The 19,347-nt window shown below is 60.7% G+C and carries 16 protein-coding genes; 1 reads left to right on the top strand and 15 read right to left on the bottom strand.

Annotation, left to right across the window (positions count from 1 at the left end):
• Nucleotides 1–114 precede the first annotated feature (114 nt).
• Nucleotides 115–1,299, top strand: a complete 1,185-nt coding sequence (locus ACEUKI_RS08935) for an IS256 family transposase (protein WP_131218582.1) — start codon at nt 115–117, stop codon at nt 1,297–1,299.
• Nucleotides 1,300–1,521: 222 nt separating this feature from the next.
• Here the strand turns inward: ACEUKI_RS08935 and ACEUKI_RS08930 are convergent, their stop codons facing one another.
• The 15 genes from ACEUKI_RS08930 to ACEUKI_RS08860 all read right to left on the bottom strand — a co-directional run bounded on the left by ACEUKI_RS08930 (nt 1,522) and on the right by ACEUKI_RS08860 (nt 19,335).
• The gene (locus tag ACEUKI_RS08930) at nt 1,522–2,478 is read right to left on the bottom strand and encodes an ABC transporter substrate-binding protein (RefSeq protein WP_115770422.1); all 957 of its coding nucleotides are present in this window, start codon (nt 2,476–2,478) and stop codon (nt 1,522–1,524) included.
• A gap of 162 nt (nt 2,479–2,640) precedes the next feature.
• Nucleotides 2,641–3,117: an SsrA-binding protein SmpB gene (gene smpB / locus ACEUKI_RS08925; RefSeq protein ID WP_007051292.1), complete on the bottom strand. Its 477-nt coding sequence runs from the start codon at nt 3,115–3,117 to the stop codon at nt 2,641–2,643.
• A gap of 150 nt (nt 3,118–3,267) precedes the next feature.
• Entirely contained in the window at nt 3,268–4,632 is a 1,365-nt protein-coding gene (locus ACEUKI_RS08920; protein WP_115770421.1) for a CHAP domain-containing protein, read from the bottom strand.
• Nucleotides 4,633–4,734: 102 nt separating this feature from the next.
• Nucleotides 4,735–5,658: a permease-like cell division protein FtsX gene (ftsX, locus tag ACEUKI_RS08915; protein WP_115770420.1), complete on the bottom strand. Its 924-nt coding sequence runs from the start codon at nt 5,656–5,658 to the stop codon at nt 4,735–4,737.
• Between the two features lie 11 nt (nt 5,659–5,669).
• Nucleotides 5,670–6,839, bottom strand: a complete 1,170-nt coding sequence (ftsE, locus tag ACEUKI_RS08910) for a cell division ATP-binding protein FtsE (protein ID WP_115770419.1) — start codon at nt 6,837–6,839, stop codon at nt 5,670–5,672.
• Nucleotides 6,840–6,847: 8 nt separating this feature from the next.
• Entirely contained in the window at nt 6,848–7,972 is a 1,125-nt protein-coding gene (prfB, locus tag ACEUKI_RS08905) for a peptide chain release factor 2 (protein ID WP_007053717.1), read from the bottom strand.
• Nucleotides 7,973–8,206: 234 nt separating this feature from the next.
• Nucleotides 8,207–8,338, bottom strand: a complete 132-nt coding sequence (locus ACEUKI_RS08900; RefSeq protein WP_007056419.1) for a hypothetical protein — start codon at nt 8,336–8,338, stop codon at nt 8,207–8,209.
• Nucleotides 8,339–8,354: 16 nt separating this feature from the next.
• Nucleotides 8,355–9,836, bottom strand: coding sequence for a DNA polymerase III subunit epsilon (locus tag ACEUKI_RS08895; protein WP_374156752.1), 1,482 nt, complete (start codon nt 9,834–9,836; stop codon nt 8,355–8,357).
• Complete coding sequence (locus ACEUKI_RS08890) at nt 9,833–10,486, bottom strand: peptide deformylase (protein ID WP_374156751.1); 654 nt, start codon at nt 10,484–10,486, stop codon at nt 9,833–9,835. The genes ACEUKI_RS08895 and ACEUKI_RS08890 overlap by 4 nt, the downstream gene beginning before the upstream one ends.
• Nucleotides 10,487–10,508: 22 nt before the next feature.
• Nucleotides 10,509–11,894 (bottom strand): phosphoglucosamine mutase, encoded by a 1,386-nt coding sequence (gene glmM / locus ACEUKI_RS08885; RefSeq protein ID WP_374156750.1) that lies wholly within the window; start codon nt 11,892–11,894, stop codon nt 10,509–10,511.
• A 182-nt stretch (nt 11,895–12,076) separates the two neighbouring features.
• On the bottom strand, nt 12,077–15,970 hold the full coding sequence (gene eccCb / locus ACEUKI_RS08880) for a type VII secretion protein EccCb (protein ID WP_374156749.1): 3,894 nt from the start codon (nt 15,968–15,970) through the stop codon (nt 12,077–12,079).
• Nucleotides 15,971–16,026: 56 nt separating this feature from the next.
• Nucleotides 16,027–17,253: an FHA domain-containing protein gene (locus ACEUKI_RS08875; protein ID WP_144169354.1), complete on the bottom strand. Its 1,227-nt coding sequence runs from the start codon at nt 17,251–17,253 to the stop codon at nt 16,027–16,029.
• On the bottom strand, nt 17,247–18,167 hold the full coding sequence (locus tag ACEUKI_RS08870) for a hypothetical protein (protein ID WP_156603984.1): 921 nt from the start codon (nt 18,165–18,167) through the stop codon (nt 17,247–17,249). Before ACEUKI_RS08870 ends, ACEUKI_RS08875 begins: the two co-directional genes overlap by 7 nt.
• A gap of 304 nt (nt 18,168–18,471) precedes the next feature.
• Nucleotides 18,472–18,885 carry a hypothetical protein gene (locus ACEUKI_RS08865; protein ID WP_115770413.1) on the bottom strand — a complete coding sequence of 138 codons (414 nt, stop codon included), beginning with the start codon at nt 18,883–18,885 and terminating at the stop codon, nt 18,472–18,474.
• Nucleotides 18,886–18,927: 42 nt separating this feature from the next.
• Nucleotides 18,928–19,335 carry a hypothetical protein gene (locus ACEUKI_RS08860; protein ID WP_374156748.1) on the bottom strand — a complete coding sequence of 136 codons (408 nt, stop codon included), beginning with the start codon at nt 19,333–19,335 and terminating at the stop codon, nt 18,928–18,930.
• Nucleotides 19,336–19,347 lie beyond the last annotated feature (12 nt).

Here is a 19,347-nt window from a genome sequence, read left to right as displayed (position 1 = left end):
GAGATTTTGCGCACTTTGGTTTGGGCTTGAGATAGGGGCATGGCCCGTGTCCTGTGTACGATTTTCAGTCGCCAGACATTAGAAAACCGCGATTGGAAACGAGGGCACGAAGCCATGTCACAGCAGATTCTACAGGTCGACCAGGCCATGTTGGAAACCACCCTGGACCGGATGGTCCGCAAAAGCGTCGAGGAGACCCTGAACGCGATGCTCGACGCCGAGGCCGACGAGATCACCGGCGCCGCGCGCTACGAGCGCAGCGGGGACCGCAAGGCGTACCGGGCCGGCCACTACGAGCGCGACCTGACCGTCAAGGCCGGCAAAATGAGCCTGAAAGTGCCGAAACTCAAGGGCGCGGTGTTCGAGTCGGCCGTGATCGAACGATACCGTCGGCGTGAGGAGAGCGTCGAGGAGGCCTTGATCGACATGTACCTGGCCGGCGTCTCCACCCGCCAGGTCGATGATGTCAGCCGGCTCCTGTGGGGCGACCGCATGCCCTCGCAGACCCTGAGCGACAAGCTCAAGCGCGTCTATGCGGATATCGACGCATGGCGGGGCAGGCCCCTCGAACAGGATTACCCGTACCTGTTCATGGACGGCGTGTGGCACAAAAGGTGCTGGGGCGGGTCCGTGGAGAACGTGAGCATCCTGGTGGCCATCGGCGTCGGCATGGACGGGCGGCGCGAGGTGCTTTCGGTGGCCGAGGGCATGAAGGAGGACGCGGAAAGCTGGCGCGAATTCATCAAAGGCATGCTCGCACGAGGCCTCAAGGGCGTGAGACTGGTGACGGGAGATCGGTGCGCGGGGCTGGTCGCCGCCGCGGGCGAGCTGCTGCCCGATGCCCGCTACCAGCGGTGCATGGTGCATTTCGAGCGCAACATACTCGCCAGGGTCAACCCCGGGAACCGCGACTGGGCGGCCGACGCACTGAAGGCCGTGTTCTCCATGGAATCACGCGACAAGGCGTTGGAGAAGGCCGAATCCGTCGCCCGGGACATGGAATCCAGGAAACTCAAGGAGGCCGCCAAATGCCTGCGCGAGGGCATCGGCGAGACCACGACCTACCTGCTCGACGACTACCCGCGCGAGCATAGGCGTCGGATCCGCACCAACAACATGATCGAACGGCTCAACCGCGAGATCAGGCGCAGGACCCGCGTGGTCGGCTCGTTCCCCGACGGACGCAGCGCGTTGATGCTCGTCTGCGCGAGGGTCCGCTACGTGACATCCGACGAGTGGTCGACGCGCCGCTACCTCGACATGTCAAGGCTCGGTGAGACCGTACCAGCAGCGAACTGATCACCGCCACAGGGACGGGCGAAGACCAAAGTGCGCAAGAGTTCGGGCACTACCTCAATAATCAGGTATAAATATACATTATAACGTATACATATACGAATGCTCCCACTGGGAGGCCGTCGCATAAGAATACAACTGCTGGTGGCTGTTATGCTACAGACCACCCTCAGTCGCCTTCGGCGACAGCTCCCGCCAGCGGGAGCGAACAGGGACACCTAGCAATCAGGCGGCGTCGGCCGGGTTGATCTCAGCCTTGTCGATGGCACCGGAGCCAACACCCCAAGTGTCGAGGATCTTCTTGTAGGTGTCGTCACCCATCAGCTTTTGGATGGCCTTCTGCACGGCTTCGGCGGTCTTGGTGTCGCCCTTCTTGATGGCCACGGCCTCGGGCACCACACCGGTGTCTTCACCGAGCACCTCCAAGGTGTCGCCGGTCTGCTTGATGGCGTAGGCGGACACCGTGGAATCGGCGTAGAAGATGGAGGCCTTGCCGGAAGCCACGGCGGTGGTCACATCGGTCTGCAGCTTGGAGGACTGGATGTCGATGGCATCCTTGCCGTCCGCCTTGCACTGCTCGTTGGCCTTGTTGACTTCCTCTTCCTGCGTGGTGCCGGTCTGCACGGCCACCTTCACGCCGCACAGGTTCGAGGAGTCGACCTTGTTCGGGTTGCCTTTCCGCACCACGTAGGTGGAGCCGGTCTTGAAGTAGGTGACGAAGTCGACGGCCTGCATGCGCTCCTTGGTCACGGTGAAGGAGGAGATGCCGAGGTCGTACTTGGAGCCCACGGACGGAATGATGGAGTCGAAGGTGGAGGAGATGGTTTCTTCCTTCAGGCCGAATACAGCGGCGATGGCCTTGGACAGGTCGACGTCGAAGCCAACCGGGGTCTTGCCGTCTTCGGCCAGGAATTCGGCCGGAGCGTAAGAGGTATCGGTGCCGACGGTCAGCGTGCCGTCGCCGGTGACGGAATCGGGCAGCAGTGCGGCGATTTCGTCGTCCTTCTGGATGCTGCTGGTGTCGAAGCCCTGAATCGAAGTGCTGGACGAGTCCTTGGATGAATCGCCGCTCTTGGATGCGGTGTCGGTGCTGTCAGTCGTGCCACAGGCCGCCACGGCGATCAGCATGGCCGCGCTCAGGGCGGCGGCCGCAGCGGATTGTATTCCCTTGCTTAGAGACATTGGATTTCCTCTCTCCGGATAGTCAGCTGGGCGGGTATGTTTCCCAGATGGTTCCAGAGCGTAGGAGTGCAATGCTACGGAAGCGTTAATCGTGGGCGAAATGGCCCACAACGCGGACATCCTACTCTTGGCTCCCCTCCGGAGGGGAGCCAAGGGACGGGACTAGTGGCGCATGTTGGCGTAGCGCATGGCGCGTAGGGCTTCGCGCTTGTCCTGCTCTTCGCGCAGGGCCTGGCGTTTGTCGAATTCCTTCTTGCCTCGGGCCAGTGCGATCTCCGCCTTGACGCGACCGTCCTTGAAGTACAGGCTCAGCGGCACAATCGTGTATCCCTTGGCCTCGATGCCGCGGGCGAGCTTGGTGATCTGCAGTCGGTGCAGCAGCAGCTTGCGCTTGCGCTTGGGCGCATGGTTGTTCCATGTGCCGTTCAGGTATTCGGGGATGTTCGCGCCCTCCAGCCACATCTCGCCACGGCGGTCGATGGAGATGAACGCCTCGGACAGCGATGCGCGGCCTTCGCGCAACGACTTGACCTCGGTGCCGGTCAGGGCCAGCCCTGCCTCATACTTGTCTTCGATGGCATAGTCATGCCGGGCCTTCTTGTTCTGGACGATGAGTTTCTCACCGGTTTCCTTGGGCATGTCTCCTCCTTTCGTGGGCAATAACTCGTGAGTAGCAACTCGTGGGTAGCAACGCAACATCCGACGATATCACGGACCGGCCTCGAACACGAAAAAAGGTTCCTCTTCAAAAGGAACCCTTCAACCGCATATATCGGCCGAACCAACCGATCAGTGGACGAACCAGTACTGACCCAAATTGGTCAAGGTGCGGTAGTGCATGATCCACGGACCACCCCAGTTCATTTCGGAAATCTGGAATGTGCCGTCGCCATACACGGCTTCGACTACGGCAACATGGCCATAGGTACCGTCGGCACCATCCTGACCAGGCAGGAAGGAGAGCGCCGCACCGACCTGAGGGTTGTGGTCCACGCGCAAGCCGTACGAGGGGGCGTTGCGCCACCAGTCGCCGCCATTGCCGAGATAGGACGGCGTGCCAATGCCCATCTGCTTACGGCGTTCATACGCCCAATACGTGCACTGGCCGGTGGCATAGGCGTTGCCGTAATCACCGTTTGACGTGCCTTGGCCGCCGCTGCTACTGCTGCCGCCACCGCCAGGAACCGTCGGAGTGGGGGTCGGCGTCGGTGTGGGAGTGGGAGTAGGAGTCACCGGAGTAGACGGCGTACCGCCCTGGTTACCGGTATCCACCCGGTTGGCGGCGTCCTGCTGTTCCTTCTGGTACTGACGATTGTAGGAATCGACCTGGGAGGCGATCAGTACGGTCTGGGCCGCCTGCTTGGCGGATTGGGAATCCAGACTGTCGATCATGGAAGACAGTTCGTCACGCCTTGCTTCGCCTTCCTGGCGCAGCTTATCCAAAGCGTCACGTTCGCTTTGCGCGGTTTCGGCGGCGGTCTGTGCGGAAGCGGCCTTCTCATCGGCCTGGGTCTTGAGCACAGCGATCTGCTTTTCGATGGCCGCCAAGCGTTCGCCACGATTCTTCGACGTGCTCAGTGAGGTCGCGGCGGAGGAAGCCGCATTCGCCTCGTTGCGGGACAACGCGTCCCGGGACTGCATGGAATTGACGAAGTCCTGTGTGCTGGTGGCACCCGTCACCACGCTCATCACGTCGGAAGCATTCGAGCCGTGCATCTCGTCACGGGCCAGCCGGGCCACGGCGGCGTGCGCGTCATCGTAGTCCTTGCCGGTCTGCTTGATCTGCTCCTCAAGCGTCTCCTTGTCTTTCTGCGCGGCGGAAAGACGTCCGGATGCGGCATCGGCCTCGTCCTGAGCAGTGGCGGCATCCTCGTTGGCCTGCGTGACCTTGTTCTGGGCGGCGACAATCTTGTTGTTGGTCAGATCGTCCAGCTCAAGTACCTTATTCGCCAGGTCCTGGCTGGCACCGGCCAGCTGCTGCTTGAGTTCGGCCTCGCGCTGTACCGACGCGGCGTGCTGGTTCTGCGCATTGATCAGGTCGGAATAGGCGTCTGCCTGGGCAGGCTGTGCCGAGCTGAACGCCAGACCTCCCACACAGGCTGCGGCGGCCACCAGTGCCGCCAGTGCGGGCTTGATCACACGTACATTCGTCATATGTGAATAGTCCTTTCGCTCACTTAAGCCAATACCATAACATGCGAACCTGAGAGGCTTGCACACGATGTCATCACATTTCTCGCGGGTAAGCCGGTCGCGTTACGCCCTCAAATAACGCCGCAACGAGATGGTTGAAGCGATGATGGACAGCAGTATCGCGCCCACAACCAGGAACGGCGATATCACCAGTACCGTGAGCTGATTCACATAAGGAATCCATGTAACGGATTTCGCCAGCCAGCCGGTGATGAACACGTTGACGATGGCCGAAAGCATCAGGCACGAGAGCACCGAGCCGATCAGCGAGGCGATGGTGCCCTCCAGAATGAACGGCAGACGAATCGTCCAGTTCGAGGCACCCACGTACCTCATGATTTCGGTTTCGGTTCGTCTGGATGCGGCGGACATGCGAATGGTGGTTCCGGTCAGCAGGATGGCGACCACCACCATCACGCCGGCCAGCACAGCCGTAACCGCCGTGGCTCGGTTGAGCACGGCGAACACCGGGTCGAAGATCTGGCGCTGATCGGTAACGTCTTCCACACCCTCCTTGCCAGAGAGCACTTCGGAGACCACCTGATATTTGGTGGGGTCCTTGAGCTTGAGCCAGAGGGAGTCCTGCATATCGTCCGCGGTCAGCGTACGGCCTTGGAATTCACCGTTCGGGTACTGCTTGGTGAAGGTGTTGTCGTAGAAATCCTGCTTGCTGACATAGTCGATGTTGGAGACCACGCCGTTGAGTTCATCGCGAATGGTTTTCTGCAATGCCGTGATCTCATTGGCTGAGGGCGATTTGCCGGAAGCACAGTTCGCGGACTGGCTGGTGCCGTCGGGGCATAGCCACACCACGACCTCGACCTTGTCGTACCAGTCGCCCTTGGCTTTGGTGATCTGCGCCTGAGTAAGCACCGAAGCGCCGATGAACAGGAATGAGATGAAGGTGACCAGCGTCAGCGACAGCAGCATCGACAGGTTACGGGTGAGGTTGGCCCACGTTTCGGACAGAATGAATCGTGCTCGCATGATGATCTCCCTTACTCCTTCGCGCCCTCAGCGGGTTGATCGTCGGATGTTTGGTCTGCGGCGGACTGCTCGCCGGCGGACTGCTCGTCAGCAGGCTGCTCGGCGGCGGACTGCTCGTTGGCCGGCGGTGCGGGCGGCTCCGGCGGTGCGGGCGGCTCCGGCGGGGCCGGCGGCTCGGCGGCGGATGACACGGACGTATCGGCAACCGCGGCGGTCTCGCCGGACTCGTCCTTGAACGGGTCGAACGCCTGGGTGCTTTCCAGGGCGGCGGCCTGCTCGTCCAACGGAATGCCCTTGCCCCAGGTCAGCGTGTCTTCCAGCGGCGCAAACGTCTCGCCATAGCGGCCGGTGCGGCCGGAATGCACGGAATTGGCCAAACGGGCGATGCCTTCGGACGGCTCGTCACTGCCCTCGATGGCCTTGGTCGCCGCCGCCAGCACATGATGGACGGTGTCGGACTTGGCTTCGACTTCGGCATCCGGGAAGAACAGGGCGGAATCGTAGGAGCCATGAGCCTCGTCACGCACGATCTTGCCGTTGTGCAGTTCGACCACGCGCTTGCGCATCGAGTTGACGATCTCTTCGTTATGCGTGGCCATGACGATGGTGGTGCCGGTGCGGTTGATGGCGTCCAGCACTTCCATGATGCCCAGCGAAGTGGTCGGGTCGAGGTTGCCGGTGGGCTCGTCGGCCAGCAGAATCTGCGGGTGATTCACGTAGGCGCGGGCGATGGCCACACGTTGCTGCTCGCCACCGGAGAGCTCATGCGGATAGTTCTTTTCCTTGCCGGTGAGTCCCACGGTATCCAGCACCTTGGGCACCAACGATTTGATGGTGGACCGCCGCGTGCCGATCACCTCAAGGGCGAACGCCACGTTCTCCCATACGGTTTTGTTATTGAGCAGCTTGTAATCCTGGAACACGAAGCCCAGCGAACGGCGGTACTGCGGCACTTGACGGTTGGTGATGCGCCGCAGATCGTTGCCGGCCACGCGAATCTCGCCGTTGGTGGCCTCTTCCTCGCGCAACAGCAGGCTCAAGAGCGTGGTCTTGCCGGAGCCGGACGCACCCACAAGGAACACGAAATCACCGCGTTCAATATCGAGGTTGATGTCGTCAAGCGCCGGTCGGGTGCCTTTGGGATAGATCTTGGACACATTGTCCAGTGAGATCAGTGCCATAATGCTATCTACTCCTCGGTTTCGGCGGCGCGGCGCTGTTCATGGCGCCAGCGGATGCCGGCCTCGATGAACGCGTTGATGTCGCCGTCGAACACGGCCTGAGTCTGGCTGGTTTCGTAGCCGGTGCGCAGGTCCTTGACCATCTGGTAGGGGTGCAGCACGTAGGAGCGCATCTGATCGCCCCAGCTGGCCTTGATGTCACCGGCGAGCTCCTTCTTCTTCTTGGCCTCCTCCTCGTGGCGCAGCACGAGCAGTCGGGACTGGAGCACGGCCATGGCGGAGGCACGGTTCTGAATCTGTGAACGCTCATCCTGCATGGTCACCACGATGCCGGTGGGAAGGTGGGTGATGCGCACGGCCGAGTACGTGGTGTTCACGCCCTGGCCGCCGGGGCCGGAGGAACAGTAGGTGTCCACGCGGATGTCCGTATCCGGAATGTCGATATGGTCGGTGGCCTCGACCAGCGGCACCACTTCCACGGCGGCGAAGCTGGTCTGGCGGCGGCCCTGGTTGTCGAACGGGGAGATACGTACCAGACGGTGGGTGCCGCCCTCCACGGACAGACGGCCGTAAGCGTAGGGGGCGTCCACCTGGAAGGTGGCGGACTTGATGCCGGCCTCTTCGGCGTAGGAGGTGTCCATGACCTTGGCCTTGAAGCCGTTACGCTCGCAGTAGCGCAGGTACATGCGCAACAGCATCTGCGCGAAGTCGGCCGCGTCGACGCCGCCGGCACCGGAGCGGATGGTCACCACGGCGGAACGTTCGTCGTATTCGCCATCGAGCAGGGTCTGAATCTCCATCTGGTCGAGATCCTTCTGAATCTCGCCGATTTCGCCTTGCGCCTCGTCCAGAGAGTCCTGGTCGCCCTCCTCGTGGCCGAGTTCGACGAGCGTTTCCACATCGTCGATGCGCTGGGAGGCGGAGTTCAGACGCTTCAGCTGCGACTCCGCGGCGGACAGCCGGCTGGTGATCTTCTGGGCGTTTTCCGGGTCATCCCACAGGCCCGGGGCCGCGGCCTGCGTTTCGAGATCCTTGATATCGGCCTTGAGCCGGTCGACGTCCAGCGCCTTGGCGATGGATTCGTATTTGGCGCGGGCTTCGCCGATCGCCTGGGTAAAGTCAAATTCTGCCATCGTGGTTTACCTTACTGTTGATTCCTTGAGATTCCTTGGGAAGTCACGTCCTTGTTGACAGCCTTCGCACATTCCTCTGGCGTTGGCGGGCATTGCCGCGCCACACGCGCATCCGCCTGCAATCCATGCTGCCAGAAGGTTCCGGGCCTGCCTTGCCGATAGTCGGCCGGGCGACCTCACGAATCCCTCGCATCAGACGTGTTCAACTGCGGGCACGAATATGCGAAGGCAACGTCAAAGCCCCGCGTAAATCGCCGGGATGACCAGAGAGCCGAGCATGGCCACAGCTATGACGACGCACACCACACGCACGATGGTGCGGCGGCGGTTCTCACGCTGCTGTCGGCTGTCCTGATAGTTACTCACGAGACCAATAGTGTACTCACCGCTTACGACCGCAGGACTTGCCGCCGACGCCCGCCCTGCCGGCGGGCCCCCACGGCCCTTTCCCTTGCGCTTTCAGCGCCGCCAGATGGTGTTTCATTGCCACCAGCATGATGTGCGAATCCTCAAGGCCCAGGTGGCGTTCGTTGTGGGCGGAATCAAGTGCGCCCTGACGTTTGGCGTAGGCGTCGAGCGTGTTGTCTCCGTAGGGATGCTCGTTGGTGGGTACCGCGCCGGGGTCCCACTGCCGGCTCATCGGCAGGGTATCGATGATGGTGATGTGCCCGGCGCGGTAGCTTTCCGCGTATCCGGCGACGTTCAGCATGAACCAGCTATGTTCGAAGGTGGCGTTATGCGCCACGTACGGCTGCTGGGTAAGCCGCGCGAGCAGGCCGGCCTGGGCTTGGGGCCATTCGTCGAAGAGTCGGTACCCGGCCTCGCTGCTGCGGCCGCGTACATCGATGCCGGTGAGTCTGGCGATGAGGGCGTTGCCGAGCGCCGCGTTTTCCGGCGGCACGCCAAAAGCGAGACGGGACTGGCCGTAGGCGTCGCCGGCGGCGTAATAGCCCTGCTCATAGGCGTATGTCTCGGGTTCGCCGGCCGGGCGCGGACTGGCCATGTTCATGAATTCGAAGCCGACGTCGATGATGTAGTCACGCGCCGGATCGATGCAGGTGGTTTCGATGTCGATGCCCATCACCGCATCCACGTCGCGGCCGGGCAGATAGGCGTCGCGCCAGTCGGGCTTGGGATGGTGTCCGGCAGCGTTGCCAGACGCGGCGGCACCACCCGGCAGAGCGGCACCACCCGGCGAAGTCGCGCCGGAGAGATTGGCGCGGGCCATCGCCGCATCGCCCGCACGCTTCTGGAAGCGCTGGGCCTTACGCCGTTCGGCGCGTGCGTCAAGAATCGCCGCCGTACGGTCTTGGATATCATCCAAGGCGACTGTTGTGGGGAACTTGACATCGCTGTTTTCGGCGGCAGTGTTTCCGGCAGATGCGCCACCGGCTTCGCCGCTCAGATCCAGCATGCCTTGGTCATCGTTCGACGGGCCGCTGCCGGAGTACGGCTTGAGCACGGCAATGGTGGCCCTCCCCCGCCGTTCGCGACTGACCACCCATAGGTGTTGCTGTTCGCCCAGATGCAACAGCGTGTTGATGTTGTCGTTGAGCCGACGATTGGCGTAGGCGAGCGCGCGAGGCAGACGATAGGAGCCGATGAATCGATCGTAATCGATCATGAATGCGTTGTTGCATTGGGCGATGATCGATTCCAGACGCTCGCGTGTGGCGTAGTCGGCCTTCAATGCGTCGTGGATGGACTGTGGGGTGGATTCCGGTATCGCGCCGACGCCATGCGCCAGGTCCAGAGAACGCACCCAGTCCCAGTCGATGGTGGTGCCATCGGCGTCCTTGGGCATGGACGCCGCCCATTGGGGAATGTCTCCCTTGGCGGCGTCCAGCCATGTGCGGTCGATCATAGTGCGAAGCCAAGTTCTTCGGCGGCCTCGGTGGGTACCGGGTCATCGCACCAATAATCCTCGAGGTTTTCGGTGGTGGTCAGCGAACGGATTTCGGCGCGATCGATATACAGTTCGCCGCTCAAATGATCGGTCTCGTGCTGGAAGATGCGTGCGGGCCAGCCGTGCAACGGCTCGCTGTGGTGTTTGCCGTCTTCATCATCCCATTCGGCGGTGATGTCGAGCCAACGCTTGCGCACGGCCTGGTATCCGTCGAAGCTCAGGCAGCCTTCGTAGAACGAGGCGGTTTTGTCGCTGGTGGGTTTGTAGCTCGGATTGATGATCACGTGGAAGGGGAATTCCGCGATTTCGCGCGGATCATCCTCGTCGTCGCGCACGTGGTCTTCGACCACGGCGAGCGCGAGCCCCAAGCCGATCTGGGTGGCGGCGAGCCCCACGCCGGGCGCCTCCAGCATGGTGGTGTACATCGTATCGATGAGTTTGGCGAGCGTACGCTTGGAAAGCTGGCCATGGTAGGCCACTGTCCGTTGGCGCAACACCGGTTCGCCGGCCTGCACGATGGGCAGGAGCTTCTCCTTGCCGCCGGTTTTGATGAGTTGTTCGACATCACGGTTGAGTTCGAGGTCGATTTTGGCGTTCTTTCCAAACATTGTTTTTCCTTAGGGAAGGGTGCTACAGCGCGAGTTCTTCGGCGACGATCTTGGCGAGGCGGGTGCAGACTTCGTCGGCGTAGGCCTGGGTGGCGGCTTCGGCCATCACGCGTACGAGCGGTTCGGTGCCGGAGGGGCGCAGCAGCACACGGCCGGTGTCTCCCAGCAGTTCCTCCTCGCGGGCCACGGTATCCTGGATGCGCTTGTTGGTGGCGGCGGCTTTCTTGTCCACGTTCGGCACGTTGATGAGGGTCTGCGGCAGCTGTGGGAAGTCGGCGGCGAGCTCCTTCAGGCTCTTGCCGGACTTGACGACCTCGTTGCACAGGGTCAGTGCGGTCAGGGTGCCGTCGCCGGTGGTGGCGAACTCGCGGTTAATCACGTGGCCGGACTGCTCGCCGCCAAGCGAGTAATCGCCCTTGAGCATTTCCTCAAGCACGTAACGATCGCCCACGGCGGTTTCCACGGTCTTGATGCCCATGTCTTTCAGGGCGAGCTTCAGACCGAGGTTGCTCATCACGGTGACCACGAGGGTGTCGTGGTTGAGCTTGCCTTCGCGCTGCTTGGCGCGGGCCAGAATGCCCATGATCTGGTCGCCGTTGATCATGTTGCCGTCTTCGTCCACGGCGAGGCAACGGTCGGCGTCGCCGTCGAAGGCCACGCCCATCACGGCATCGGTGGCCTTGACCATGGCCTGCAGCTGCTCGGGGTGGGTGGAACCGGCGTTCTTGTTGATGTTGTAGCCGTCCGGCGAGGCGTTGATCACGATTACGTCCGCACCGGCACGGCGCAGGGCTTCGGGAGCCACCACGGAAGTGGCGCCGTTGGCGCAGTCGGCCACGATCTTCAGGCCCTTGAGCGGCTTGGGCTGGGTTTTGTCATCGTTCAGCGGAGCGATGGTGGCCACCAGATGATCGATGTACAGGTTGGTGGCGGTGGTCTGGTCGTGGCTCACGCGGCCCACGCCGGCACCGGTCGGGCGGTCCCAGTCCTGGCCGAGCACGGCCTCGATGTCGTCTTCCTTCTGGTCGGGCAGCTTGAAGCCGCCGCGTGCGAAGAACTTGATGCCGTTGTCGGGCATCGGGTTGTGGGAGGCGGAGATTACGGCGCCCATTTCGACGTTGAGCACGCTGGTCAGGTAGGCCACGCCAGGAGTGGGGATGATGCCGGCATCGATCACGTCGAAGCCGCCGGCGGCCATGCCCGCGGACAGGGCGGAAGCCAGAAAATCACCGGACACACGGGTGTCGCGGCCCACGAGCGCGCGGCGACGCCCCTCAGGCTGATCGTCTTGGGTGCCGGCGTCGCCGAGCACACGCACGGCGGCATCGCCCAAATCCAACGCCAGACGCGCGGTCAAATCCCTATTGGCCAGTCCTCGAACACCATCGGTTCCAAACATCTTCGGCATATGAAGTTCCACTCCTTGTATCGCGTTACCCGCACCATCGTAGTCGTTGTGCTCCACCCTAGGACCCGACTCGGCAAAAAACCGCCACGGAATCTGCTCTAGGACCAGACAATGGCATTCCCGAGCCACACCGAGCCCTACCCAATCAGACGAATCAGCGAATCAGGCGGGCCGGCCTTGAATCACTCCACGGGTGCAGTGTATGCCAGCTGTGCCACGAACAGCCCATCATCTCTCGTGACGATTTGCGCACGGCCGGGAACGGCACGCTTCGGCTTGACCTTGCCGATAAGCTGTCCCTCGTTGGGATCGCCGGACAGCAATATGCCGGTCATGCCCAAATCCTGGAACGACTGCAGCAGTGGATCATACATGGCTCGGCTGGCACCACCGGTACGTCGAGTAATCACGACATGCAGACCCAAGTCCGTCGCCTGTGTCAGATACGGCACCAACGGTTTCAGCGGATTGCCTCGACTGGTGGCGACCAAATCGTAGTCGTCGACGAGTACGTACACTTCCGATCCGGTCCACCATGAACGGTTGCGCAACTGTTCCGGGGTCAGATCCGGCCCCGGCATGCGGGTCTTGAGATAGTCCGCAAGGTCGAGGAACTGTTCCGTGGCGGTCTCGTCATTGGTGATGTACGCCCCGAGATGCGAGTCCGGTATCTGCGCAAGATTGGCTCGGCGGTAGTCGACCATGAAGATCTTCGCCTTACCATCCGGGTATCCTCGCACAATCTCGTGCACGAGAAGTCGCAACAGTGAGGATTTGCCGGATTTGGTGTCACCGAATGCGTAGAAGTGCGGCTCTTTCTGCAGATCGAGCACGACCGGCGCCAGCGCGTTCTCATTAATACCGAGGACGACCCTTCCTCTGGTCAGCAATTCGGCGGCCTTCGGTTGCTTCATAACCGCGGAAATCATCGGTTCGTAAGGAAGCTTCGTGGGTAGCAAGCGCAGCTTTGGACCGGGCTTGCCCTTCCACGCGGCATGCACCTTGTTGACAAGATCGGCAATGCCATCCGACACGGTGGCTGCCTCGTGATTGCTGTCAATACGCGGCAAAACGGCAAGCGTATGCAGTTTCGCCGGGCTGAGTCCACGGCCTGGCGCGCCCTTAGGCACGGTCGCCGCGATCCTGCGGTCGATTTGGGAATCGCCGGGATCGCCGAGACGCAGTTCGAGCTTGGTGCCGATGAGGTCGCCGATGTTGGCTCGGATTTCCATCCAACGGTTGGCGCTAAGAATTACGTGAACGCCAAAGGTCAGGCCTCGCGCCACGATTTGCTGCACCTTTGGTTCCAGCTCATCGTAATCGCCACGGAACACGCCCCATCCGTCAATCACCAGGAACACGTCGCCGTAGCCATCATCCACTTGGCCTGCGGCCCTGCGCCTGCGGTAGGTATCCATGCCGTCGATGCGCTGTTCCTTGAAGAACCGCTCGCGAGCGTCGATAATGCCGGAAACCTCGGCGAGCGTACGGCGTACCTTCTCTTCCTCATTGCCTGCGGCAACGCCGCTGACATGATCGAGTCCTTCCAGCGTGGTGAATGTACCACCGCCGCAGTCGATGACGAAGAACTGCACCTCCAAGGGGGTGTGCGACAGCGACAATGAAGTGACTATGGATCGCAGCATCATGCTCTTACCGCTGAGCGGGCCGCCGACGACCGCAACATGGCCGCCAGCACCGGACAGGTCAAGCGCCATGACGTCACGCTTCTGTTCACGCGGCTTGTCTTCCAACGCACAAGGCGCCATCAGCGCGCCGCGCTTACGCCACGACGGCGAAATCAGACCATATTCCGCTGTGACGGTGAGGTCCGGCATGAACTCGTCCAAGGTGTTCGGCACGACCAGAGGCGGCAACCACACCACGTGTGCCGGTCTGCCCTTGCCTCGCATCTGGTCGACGGCGTACTGGAACGTCGTGGTGTCTCCATCCAAGCCCTTGGGTACGCCGGACACGTATGCGGCACGGAATCTGGTAATGGTTCCGGCCGGCGTCTTGAGGTAACCGATACCCGGCAGACTCGGCAGTTCGTATGCGTCGGGGATGCCCAGCACTGCGCGGGATTCGGACGCGGAGAACGTTTTGAGGCCAACACGATACGACAAATGTTCGTCAAGGCCGCGCAACTTGCCCTGTTCGAGTCTCTGAGACGCGATGAGCAGGTGCACACCAAGCGAACGTCCAACAGCGCCGATGCGCACGAAGGATTGCACGATGTCAGGCTTTGCCTTGAGCAGTTCGGAGAACTCGTCGACCACCACAAGCAAGGATGGCAACGGATCGAGATCCGTGCGCCCGCCATTGACTCGCGCATCCTCATATTCGGTGATGTTCGCCAGGTTGCCGGCATCGCGCAGCAGTTCCTGGCGCCGGTTGATTTCGCCGTCCAACGCATCTTCCATACGATCGACGAGAGAGGCCTCGTCTCCAAGGTTGGTGATGATGGACGAGATGTGCGGCATGCCGCCCATGCCCGCGAACGTGGCACCGCCCTTGAAGTCGATAAGCACGAAGTTGAGCTGGTCGGGTGAATGGCTGAGCGCCAAAGACAACACCAGCGTGCGCAACACTTCGGATTTGCCCGAGCCCGTGGCACCGACGAGCACACCGTGCGGCCCCATACCGTGCTGACCCATTTCCTTGATGTCGAGATATGCGGTGCTGGTGTCGTCGTGCAGTCCGATAGGCACGCGAAGGCGTTCCTTGCCTGTACGGTAAGCCCATAGTTTGGCAAGATCAATGTGACGTATATCGTCGATACCCAGCAATGCCGGCAGTTCGTTGGACTTCTTGTGCCCGGCAGAGAAAGCGGCCTGTGCGGATTCCGCATCCTCTACTTCGTCCGGGGCGCTGGCAAGTCGCTGAGCGATGGCGAGGGCTTCTCGCACCGTAAGTGCATCCGGCTTGATGTCGAATGGCTTGATAGTCGTGGAGAACAGCTCCACGGTGCCTTCCTCATGGGTTTCGAGCACATTGAGGCCCTCTTCAACCGTCGTCTGAGAGAACAGCACACGCAACACATTGTCTTCCTCAAGGTCGCCCCATTCGTCGGGCAGGTCAATTACGGTAACACCGTCAAGACCATCCGAGGCGAACAGCTGGGTTTCCTGGGCAAGTTGTTCCCGATCAAAACCGTCGTTGACCACCAGTACATGCGGCACGATTTCATAGTCGCCACCGGTATACCGGTTGCGGTCGAGCGCTTGCGATCCCACCAGCAGGTCGACCGCATGAATGTTCGATGTGACCATATAGCGTCCATGCCCCACTGTGGAGGCAAGAGCCTCCGTCGGTTCCTGGGCGAGTTCGTCATTCAGCCCCGCCGCTTGGGGCAGCAACCGCACCCAGTCCCACTGGCCGATGCGTTCTTCGGAAGCCAGCACGACGATACGCAGGCAATCTGGGGCATGCCAGGTTGCCGCTTGGCACAGCACCGCACGCGCAAGCGCCTCGGTATGTTCAAGATCCCCCAGCAGCTCCACTCGTTTGAACTGCCGCATGTTGACAACATATGGCATGTTACGTAATGATTCGTGCGCCAACATGAATCGGTGAGCGGCCGACGCCGAAACCGGGTCTAGTTGTGCCAATGGCGGCAGCTCAGGCGCTTCGAGCGTGATGCACAGAGGCTCATCATGCACGCCGAAGCGCAGTTGCATGAAGTCCCCATCGGATTGGATACGCTCCCATCGGCGTGCTGGTTCTTGCGAGATGGCGGTAAGCGATTGCGGTGCCGGAGCATTCCACAACGCCGCGTTACGCTGTTTGCGCCCGGCTGTGCGCACTGTTTTGCGTAGACCTGACAAATAGGTAAGGTATTCGCGGCGTGACGAAGTGAGGTTCGCCATGCGCTGGGAGCGTTGACGGAAGCCGTTGACTACCACGAATCCCAGCGAGGAGACCATGAACATGCCACCGGTGAGCATGCCGGTCAGACCGGAATTGGTCATGAGCATCATCACCATGGCGCTGGCGGTACCCAGCAACGGTACCAGCGAGGTCAGCAGCGTATTGACGCCGTCGCTGGGCTCAAGCTCAGGTGGCTGTTGGAGCACGACCCGACCTTTTGGAGCCTTAGGCCCTTCAAGCCTGTTCTGTTGGGTTTCGGAAGTCATGAACGCCGCCCCCTGCTTTTCGCCATGATGATGCTACAGCCCATATCGCCGAGTGAAATTCGCGCACCCGATTGGATGGCATGTCGTTGCTGGGCAACGAGATCGATTTCCTCGCCGTCTTCATTGACGACGCGGGTGCCATTAGTGCTATTGAGGTCGGTAATCCACATATGTCCGGCGGTAATCTCCAAACGCACGTGATTACGTGATACCGTGCCAGTACGATCGGGAACAGCCAACACCACGTCACCATTCTGTTGCGGTGATGGGTTACGTCCAAGCACCACATTGGAAGGAATGACCAGTGGTTCGCGGGAACCGTCTTCGAAGTAAATGGTGATTTGCTTGGGAGGTACAGGCGGCACGTTGCCGGGGCGTGAAGGTAAGGCATTCCCAGCCGGACTGGGCAATGCAGTATGTTTTACCTTCCTCACGGATGGTTGTGCCACGGGGAGCGGCATGGATTTTGCCGTGGGCGCAGAAGGCACGGAAGGCGTAGAAACGGCAGGAACCAGCGGAGCAGCGGGGGTCGCGCGAACGATGGGGACGGGAGCCAATGCCGGTGCAGGAGCCGAGAGTGGCACAGAAGGCACTGCGGGAGACACAGGAGTCTTGGGAATTACCGGCGCGGGCGCGGGTTCTGGTGCCGGGACAGATAATGCAGAGCCGGAGGTCGTCGACTCGTGCATTGTGGAGGAGGAAACAGTATGGAACTGGAGCTTCTGCACCGGCAGCGCGGCTGTGACCTGCTTGTGGATATCCGCTTCAGCAAGTCTGGCGATCTTATCCGCCCATCCTTGTCTGAGCTCAGAGCGCGAGAACATCGGCGAACATATCATAATCAGCAATCCGATGCCGAACACCATTGAAGAGGCCAGAAGCACCAGATATTTGACGAAGGCTCTGCTGAGTCCCGCAGGCAGTATTCCGTTGCGGTGATCTCGTTGGCATTCCACGCGCACCGTGCGCACACCAAGCACCACCTTGCCCGGGGTTTCGCCACGCACAGCCTCCCATACGGCAAATACGAGAACCATTTCCACGGCTATCATCACGCATACCACCGGATTGCGAGACAATACCATGGCCACGACGGTACCTAACGCCACACAGCACACGTCAATCAATGAAGCGGCGCATTGTTTGCCGGCTGAAGCTGCGCCATATCCGGTGATGGTACGTTCCTGATGCGAAACGACTGATGTTGCTGCGGCCGTTACCATGACATACTCCTGAGAAACTCAAGTGCGCCACCTGCAAGAAACGAAGCTGCCGGTATCAGCATCATGGAGATGAAGCACAGCGCGTCGCCGATTCGGGATAACGCCAAAGAATGGAAACCATTGTGCTGCACAATCATGCTGAAACCCAGCACCAGTCCCAGCACGGCAAACGTAATCATGCACATCAAGGGAAGCATCGCTTCTCCTTCGGGAATTGACTGAGTGGCATGCCCAACCCAGAGCAGGGGGATTGCAATACCGGCCGCACGCATCACATATCGTTCGAATGGCCGTCCAGATTGACGCGGTTTCAGTTCGAAGAACAACATCAACAGCACGCTCAGCACCAGAAAGCCTATACGGTCATACAGGCTGTGGTAGTCAGTCCACTGCGTCAGCGCGGCATACCCCAGTACACTCAGCACCACGCACAGCGTGAACCCCGTGGAGTATTGGGCCAGAAACGAGTCCATATCCCGCCGAACGTCCTTGCGGGTCAGCACTCGCGCTTCCTCGGGAATGTTTCCACGTACCGTCCATCGCCGGGTCATGTAGGTTCGCCATTCCACCAGATAGCGGTCAGGCACATGTACCACAATGTTCGGCATCATCTGGATACCGCAGACGCTCGCAGCAACCACCATGCCGGCAAGCAACTGCACTGACAGATCAAACAGTACGGTTGCCGCGCTGGCCAAGGCCAATGGCAATGCCACGAACGACACCGCGCTCACTACACCACGCACCATTGGCTCGCGCACGCATACGGACATCAACGCCATATCCGCCACCACGATGCCTGATGAGCAGAACACGGCCACGGTTGCCGGATTACCCGACTCAAGCAATGTGGAGACGGTAGCGCCCGCGCATATGGAAAAACATGCTCCGGCTACTACCAACCACACCGCCATCACACGGTTATGCCATACGATTTGGCGGCGGCAACGCCTATTGCATACCAATGCCGCCATAATGAACACGGCAACGAGAATGAACGTCATCCACCAAGACGAGCCTGTAGAGTGCATCGCCGGCACCAAACGCATGAACAGTAGCGAGGTCATCGCCGCGAACAACACAGCGATAATCAACGCCACCCGGTTCAGGTCGCGTCGAGTTACCCCCTCATGTTCGCTGCGCATGTGCTGCTCCTTCTGCCGCCGCTTCTCTCAAGACGCCATTATATGGGTTGCGGCCCAGTATGTGCTTTTCCGTCTAATTGCGGCCGGCTTGAGCCTCCAAATCATGCAGCTTGCGCATACCGGCGTCGAGTTCGCTACGACCTTTGGCAGCCTCGTTGTCCTCATCGTCGGTGTCCGTAACATAGTCACGCACATATACCATGTTGGCTTCAAGATAACCGCGCACTTCACGAGCCTCGGGAGACTTGTCGATACCGGCGTAGATGTCGTTTTCGCAGGTCTTGCCCATATCGATGCGCTGTTGCAACACCTGCCAGGCACGGCCGTATTCACCTTTACGCCGCTTCTCTTCGATATCCTTGCTTTTTTCGGCGATGGTGGCGTCGACCTTTGCCTTCTCCTTTTCGAATCGGGCACGTTGTTCCTTGATCTGGTTGGATAAGTCGTCCATCTGCTTCATGAACGCTTCAAATTCTGGGGATGCCATGGTTGCTCCTTTTGCTTAACGTATCAGTTGTGCCAAATCGGCTTACCAAGCACCGCCACCGCCGCCACCAGCAGCGGAAGAACTGCCACTGCCAGCCAAGACGACCGTCCCAGTATCACCGCCACCATTGTTGTTTCCGGATCCATTGCCAAAGGTCATCTTCACACCTTCGGAGACGTTCACCAGCTGCTGCATAGTGCCAATGCAGTTCGCGAATCCGCTGAATGCGGTGTACAGGTTGTTCAGGCAGGTGACGATTTCCATGCCCCATTGGATGGCTTGCGTGACTTCGGCGGCAGCCGTCACTGCAACCAGCACCGGGCCCGCGCCGGGAATAATCAGCTCACCGGCGATGAGCTTAAGCAAGGATATGATTTCATCGATAGTGTCGAGAATAAGATCGAAGGCATCCTCTGCGTTCTGGGCAAGCGCATTCAATGCCTGCGACATTTCGGAACAAGG

The sequence above is a fragment of the Bifidobacterium sp. 2450 genome (assembly GCF_041900695.1).
Lineage (GTDB): Bacteria > Actinomycetota > Actinomycetes > Actinomycetales > Bifidobacteriaceae > Bifidobacterium > Bifidobacterium longum.
Note: the sequence above shows the minus strand (reverse complement) of the source record. Positions and strands in the feature narration are given on the sequence as shown.

Excerpts from the sequence above, each read along its gene's own strand:
- ACEUKI_RS08935 (WP_131218582.1), top strand. The coding sequence starts at position 115 with ATGTCACAGCAGATTCTACAGGTCGACCAGGCCATGTTGGAAACCACC.
- ACEUKI_RS08930 (WP_115770422.1), bottom strand. The coding sequence starts at position 2,478 with ATGTCTCTAAGCAAGGGAATACAATCCGCTGCGGCCGCCGCCCTGAGC.
- smpB (WP_007051292.1), bottom strand. The coding sequence starts at position 3,117 with ATGCCCAAGGAAACCGGTGAGAAACTCATCGTCCAGAACAAGAAGGCC.
- ACEUKI_RS08920 (WP_115770421.1), bottom strand. The coding sequence starts at position 4,632 with ATGACGAATGTACGTGTGATCAAGCCCGCACTGGCGGCACTGGTGGCC.
- ftsX (WP_115770420.1), bottom strand. The coding sequence starts at position 5,658 with ATGCGAGCACGATTCATTCTGTCCGAAACGTGGGCCAACCTCACCCGT.
- ftsE (WP_115770419.1), bottom strand. The coding sequence starts at position 6,839 with ATGGCACTGATCTCACTGGACAATGTGTCCAAGATCTATCCCAAAGGC.
- prfB (WP_007053717.1), bottom strand. The coding sequence starts at position 7,972 with ATGGCAGAATTTGACTTTACCCAGGCGATCGGCGAAGCCCGCGCCAAA.
- ACEUKI_RS08895 (WP_374156752.1), bottom strand. The coding sequence starts at position 9,836 with ATGATCGACCGCACATGGCTGGACGCCGCCAAGGGAGACATTCCCCAA.
- ACEUKI_RS08890 (WP_374156751.1), bottom strand. The coding sequence starts at position 10,486 with ATGTTTGGAAAGAACGCCAAAATCGACCTCGAACTCAACCGTGATGTC.
- glmM (WP_374156750.1), bottom strand. The coding sequence starts at position 11,894 with ATGCCGAAGATGTTTGGAACCGATGGTGTTCGAGGACTGGCCAATAGG.
- ACEUKI_RS08875 (WP_144169354.1), bottom strand. The coding sequence starts at position 17,253 with ATGGTAACGGCCGCAGCAACATCAGTCGTTTCGCATCAGGAACGTACC.
- ACEUKI_RS08870 (WP_156603984.1), bottom strand. The coding sequence starts at position 18,167 with ATGGCGGTGTGGTTGGTAGTAGCCGGAGCATGTTTTTCCATATGCGCG.
- ACEUKI_RS08865 (WP_115770413.1), bottom strand. The coding sequence starts at position 18,885 with ATGGCATCCCCAGAATTTGAAGCGTTCATGAAGCAGATGGACGACTTA.
- ACEUKI_RS08860 (WP_374156748.1), bottom strand. The coding sequence starts at position 19,335 with ATGTCGCAGGCATTGAATGCGCTTGCCCAGAACGCAGAGGATGCCTTC.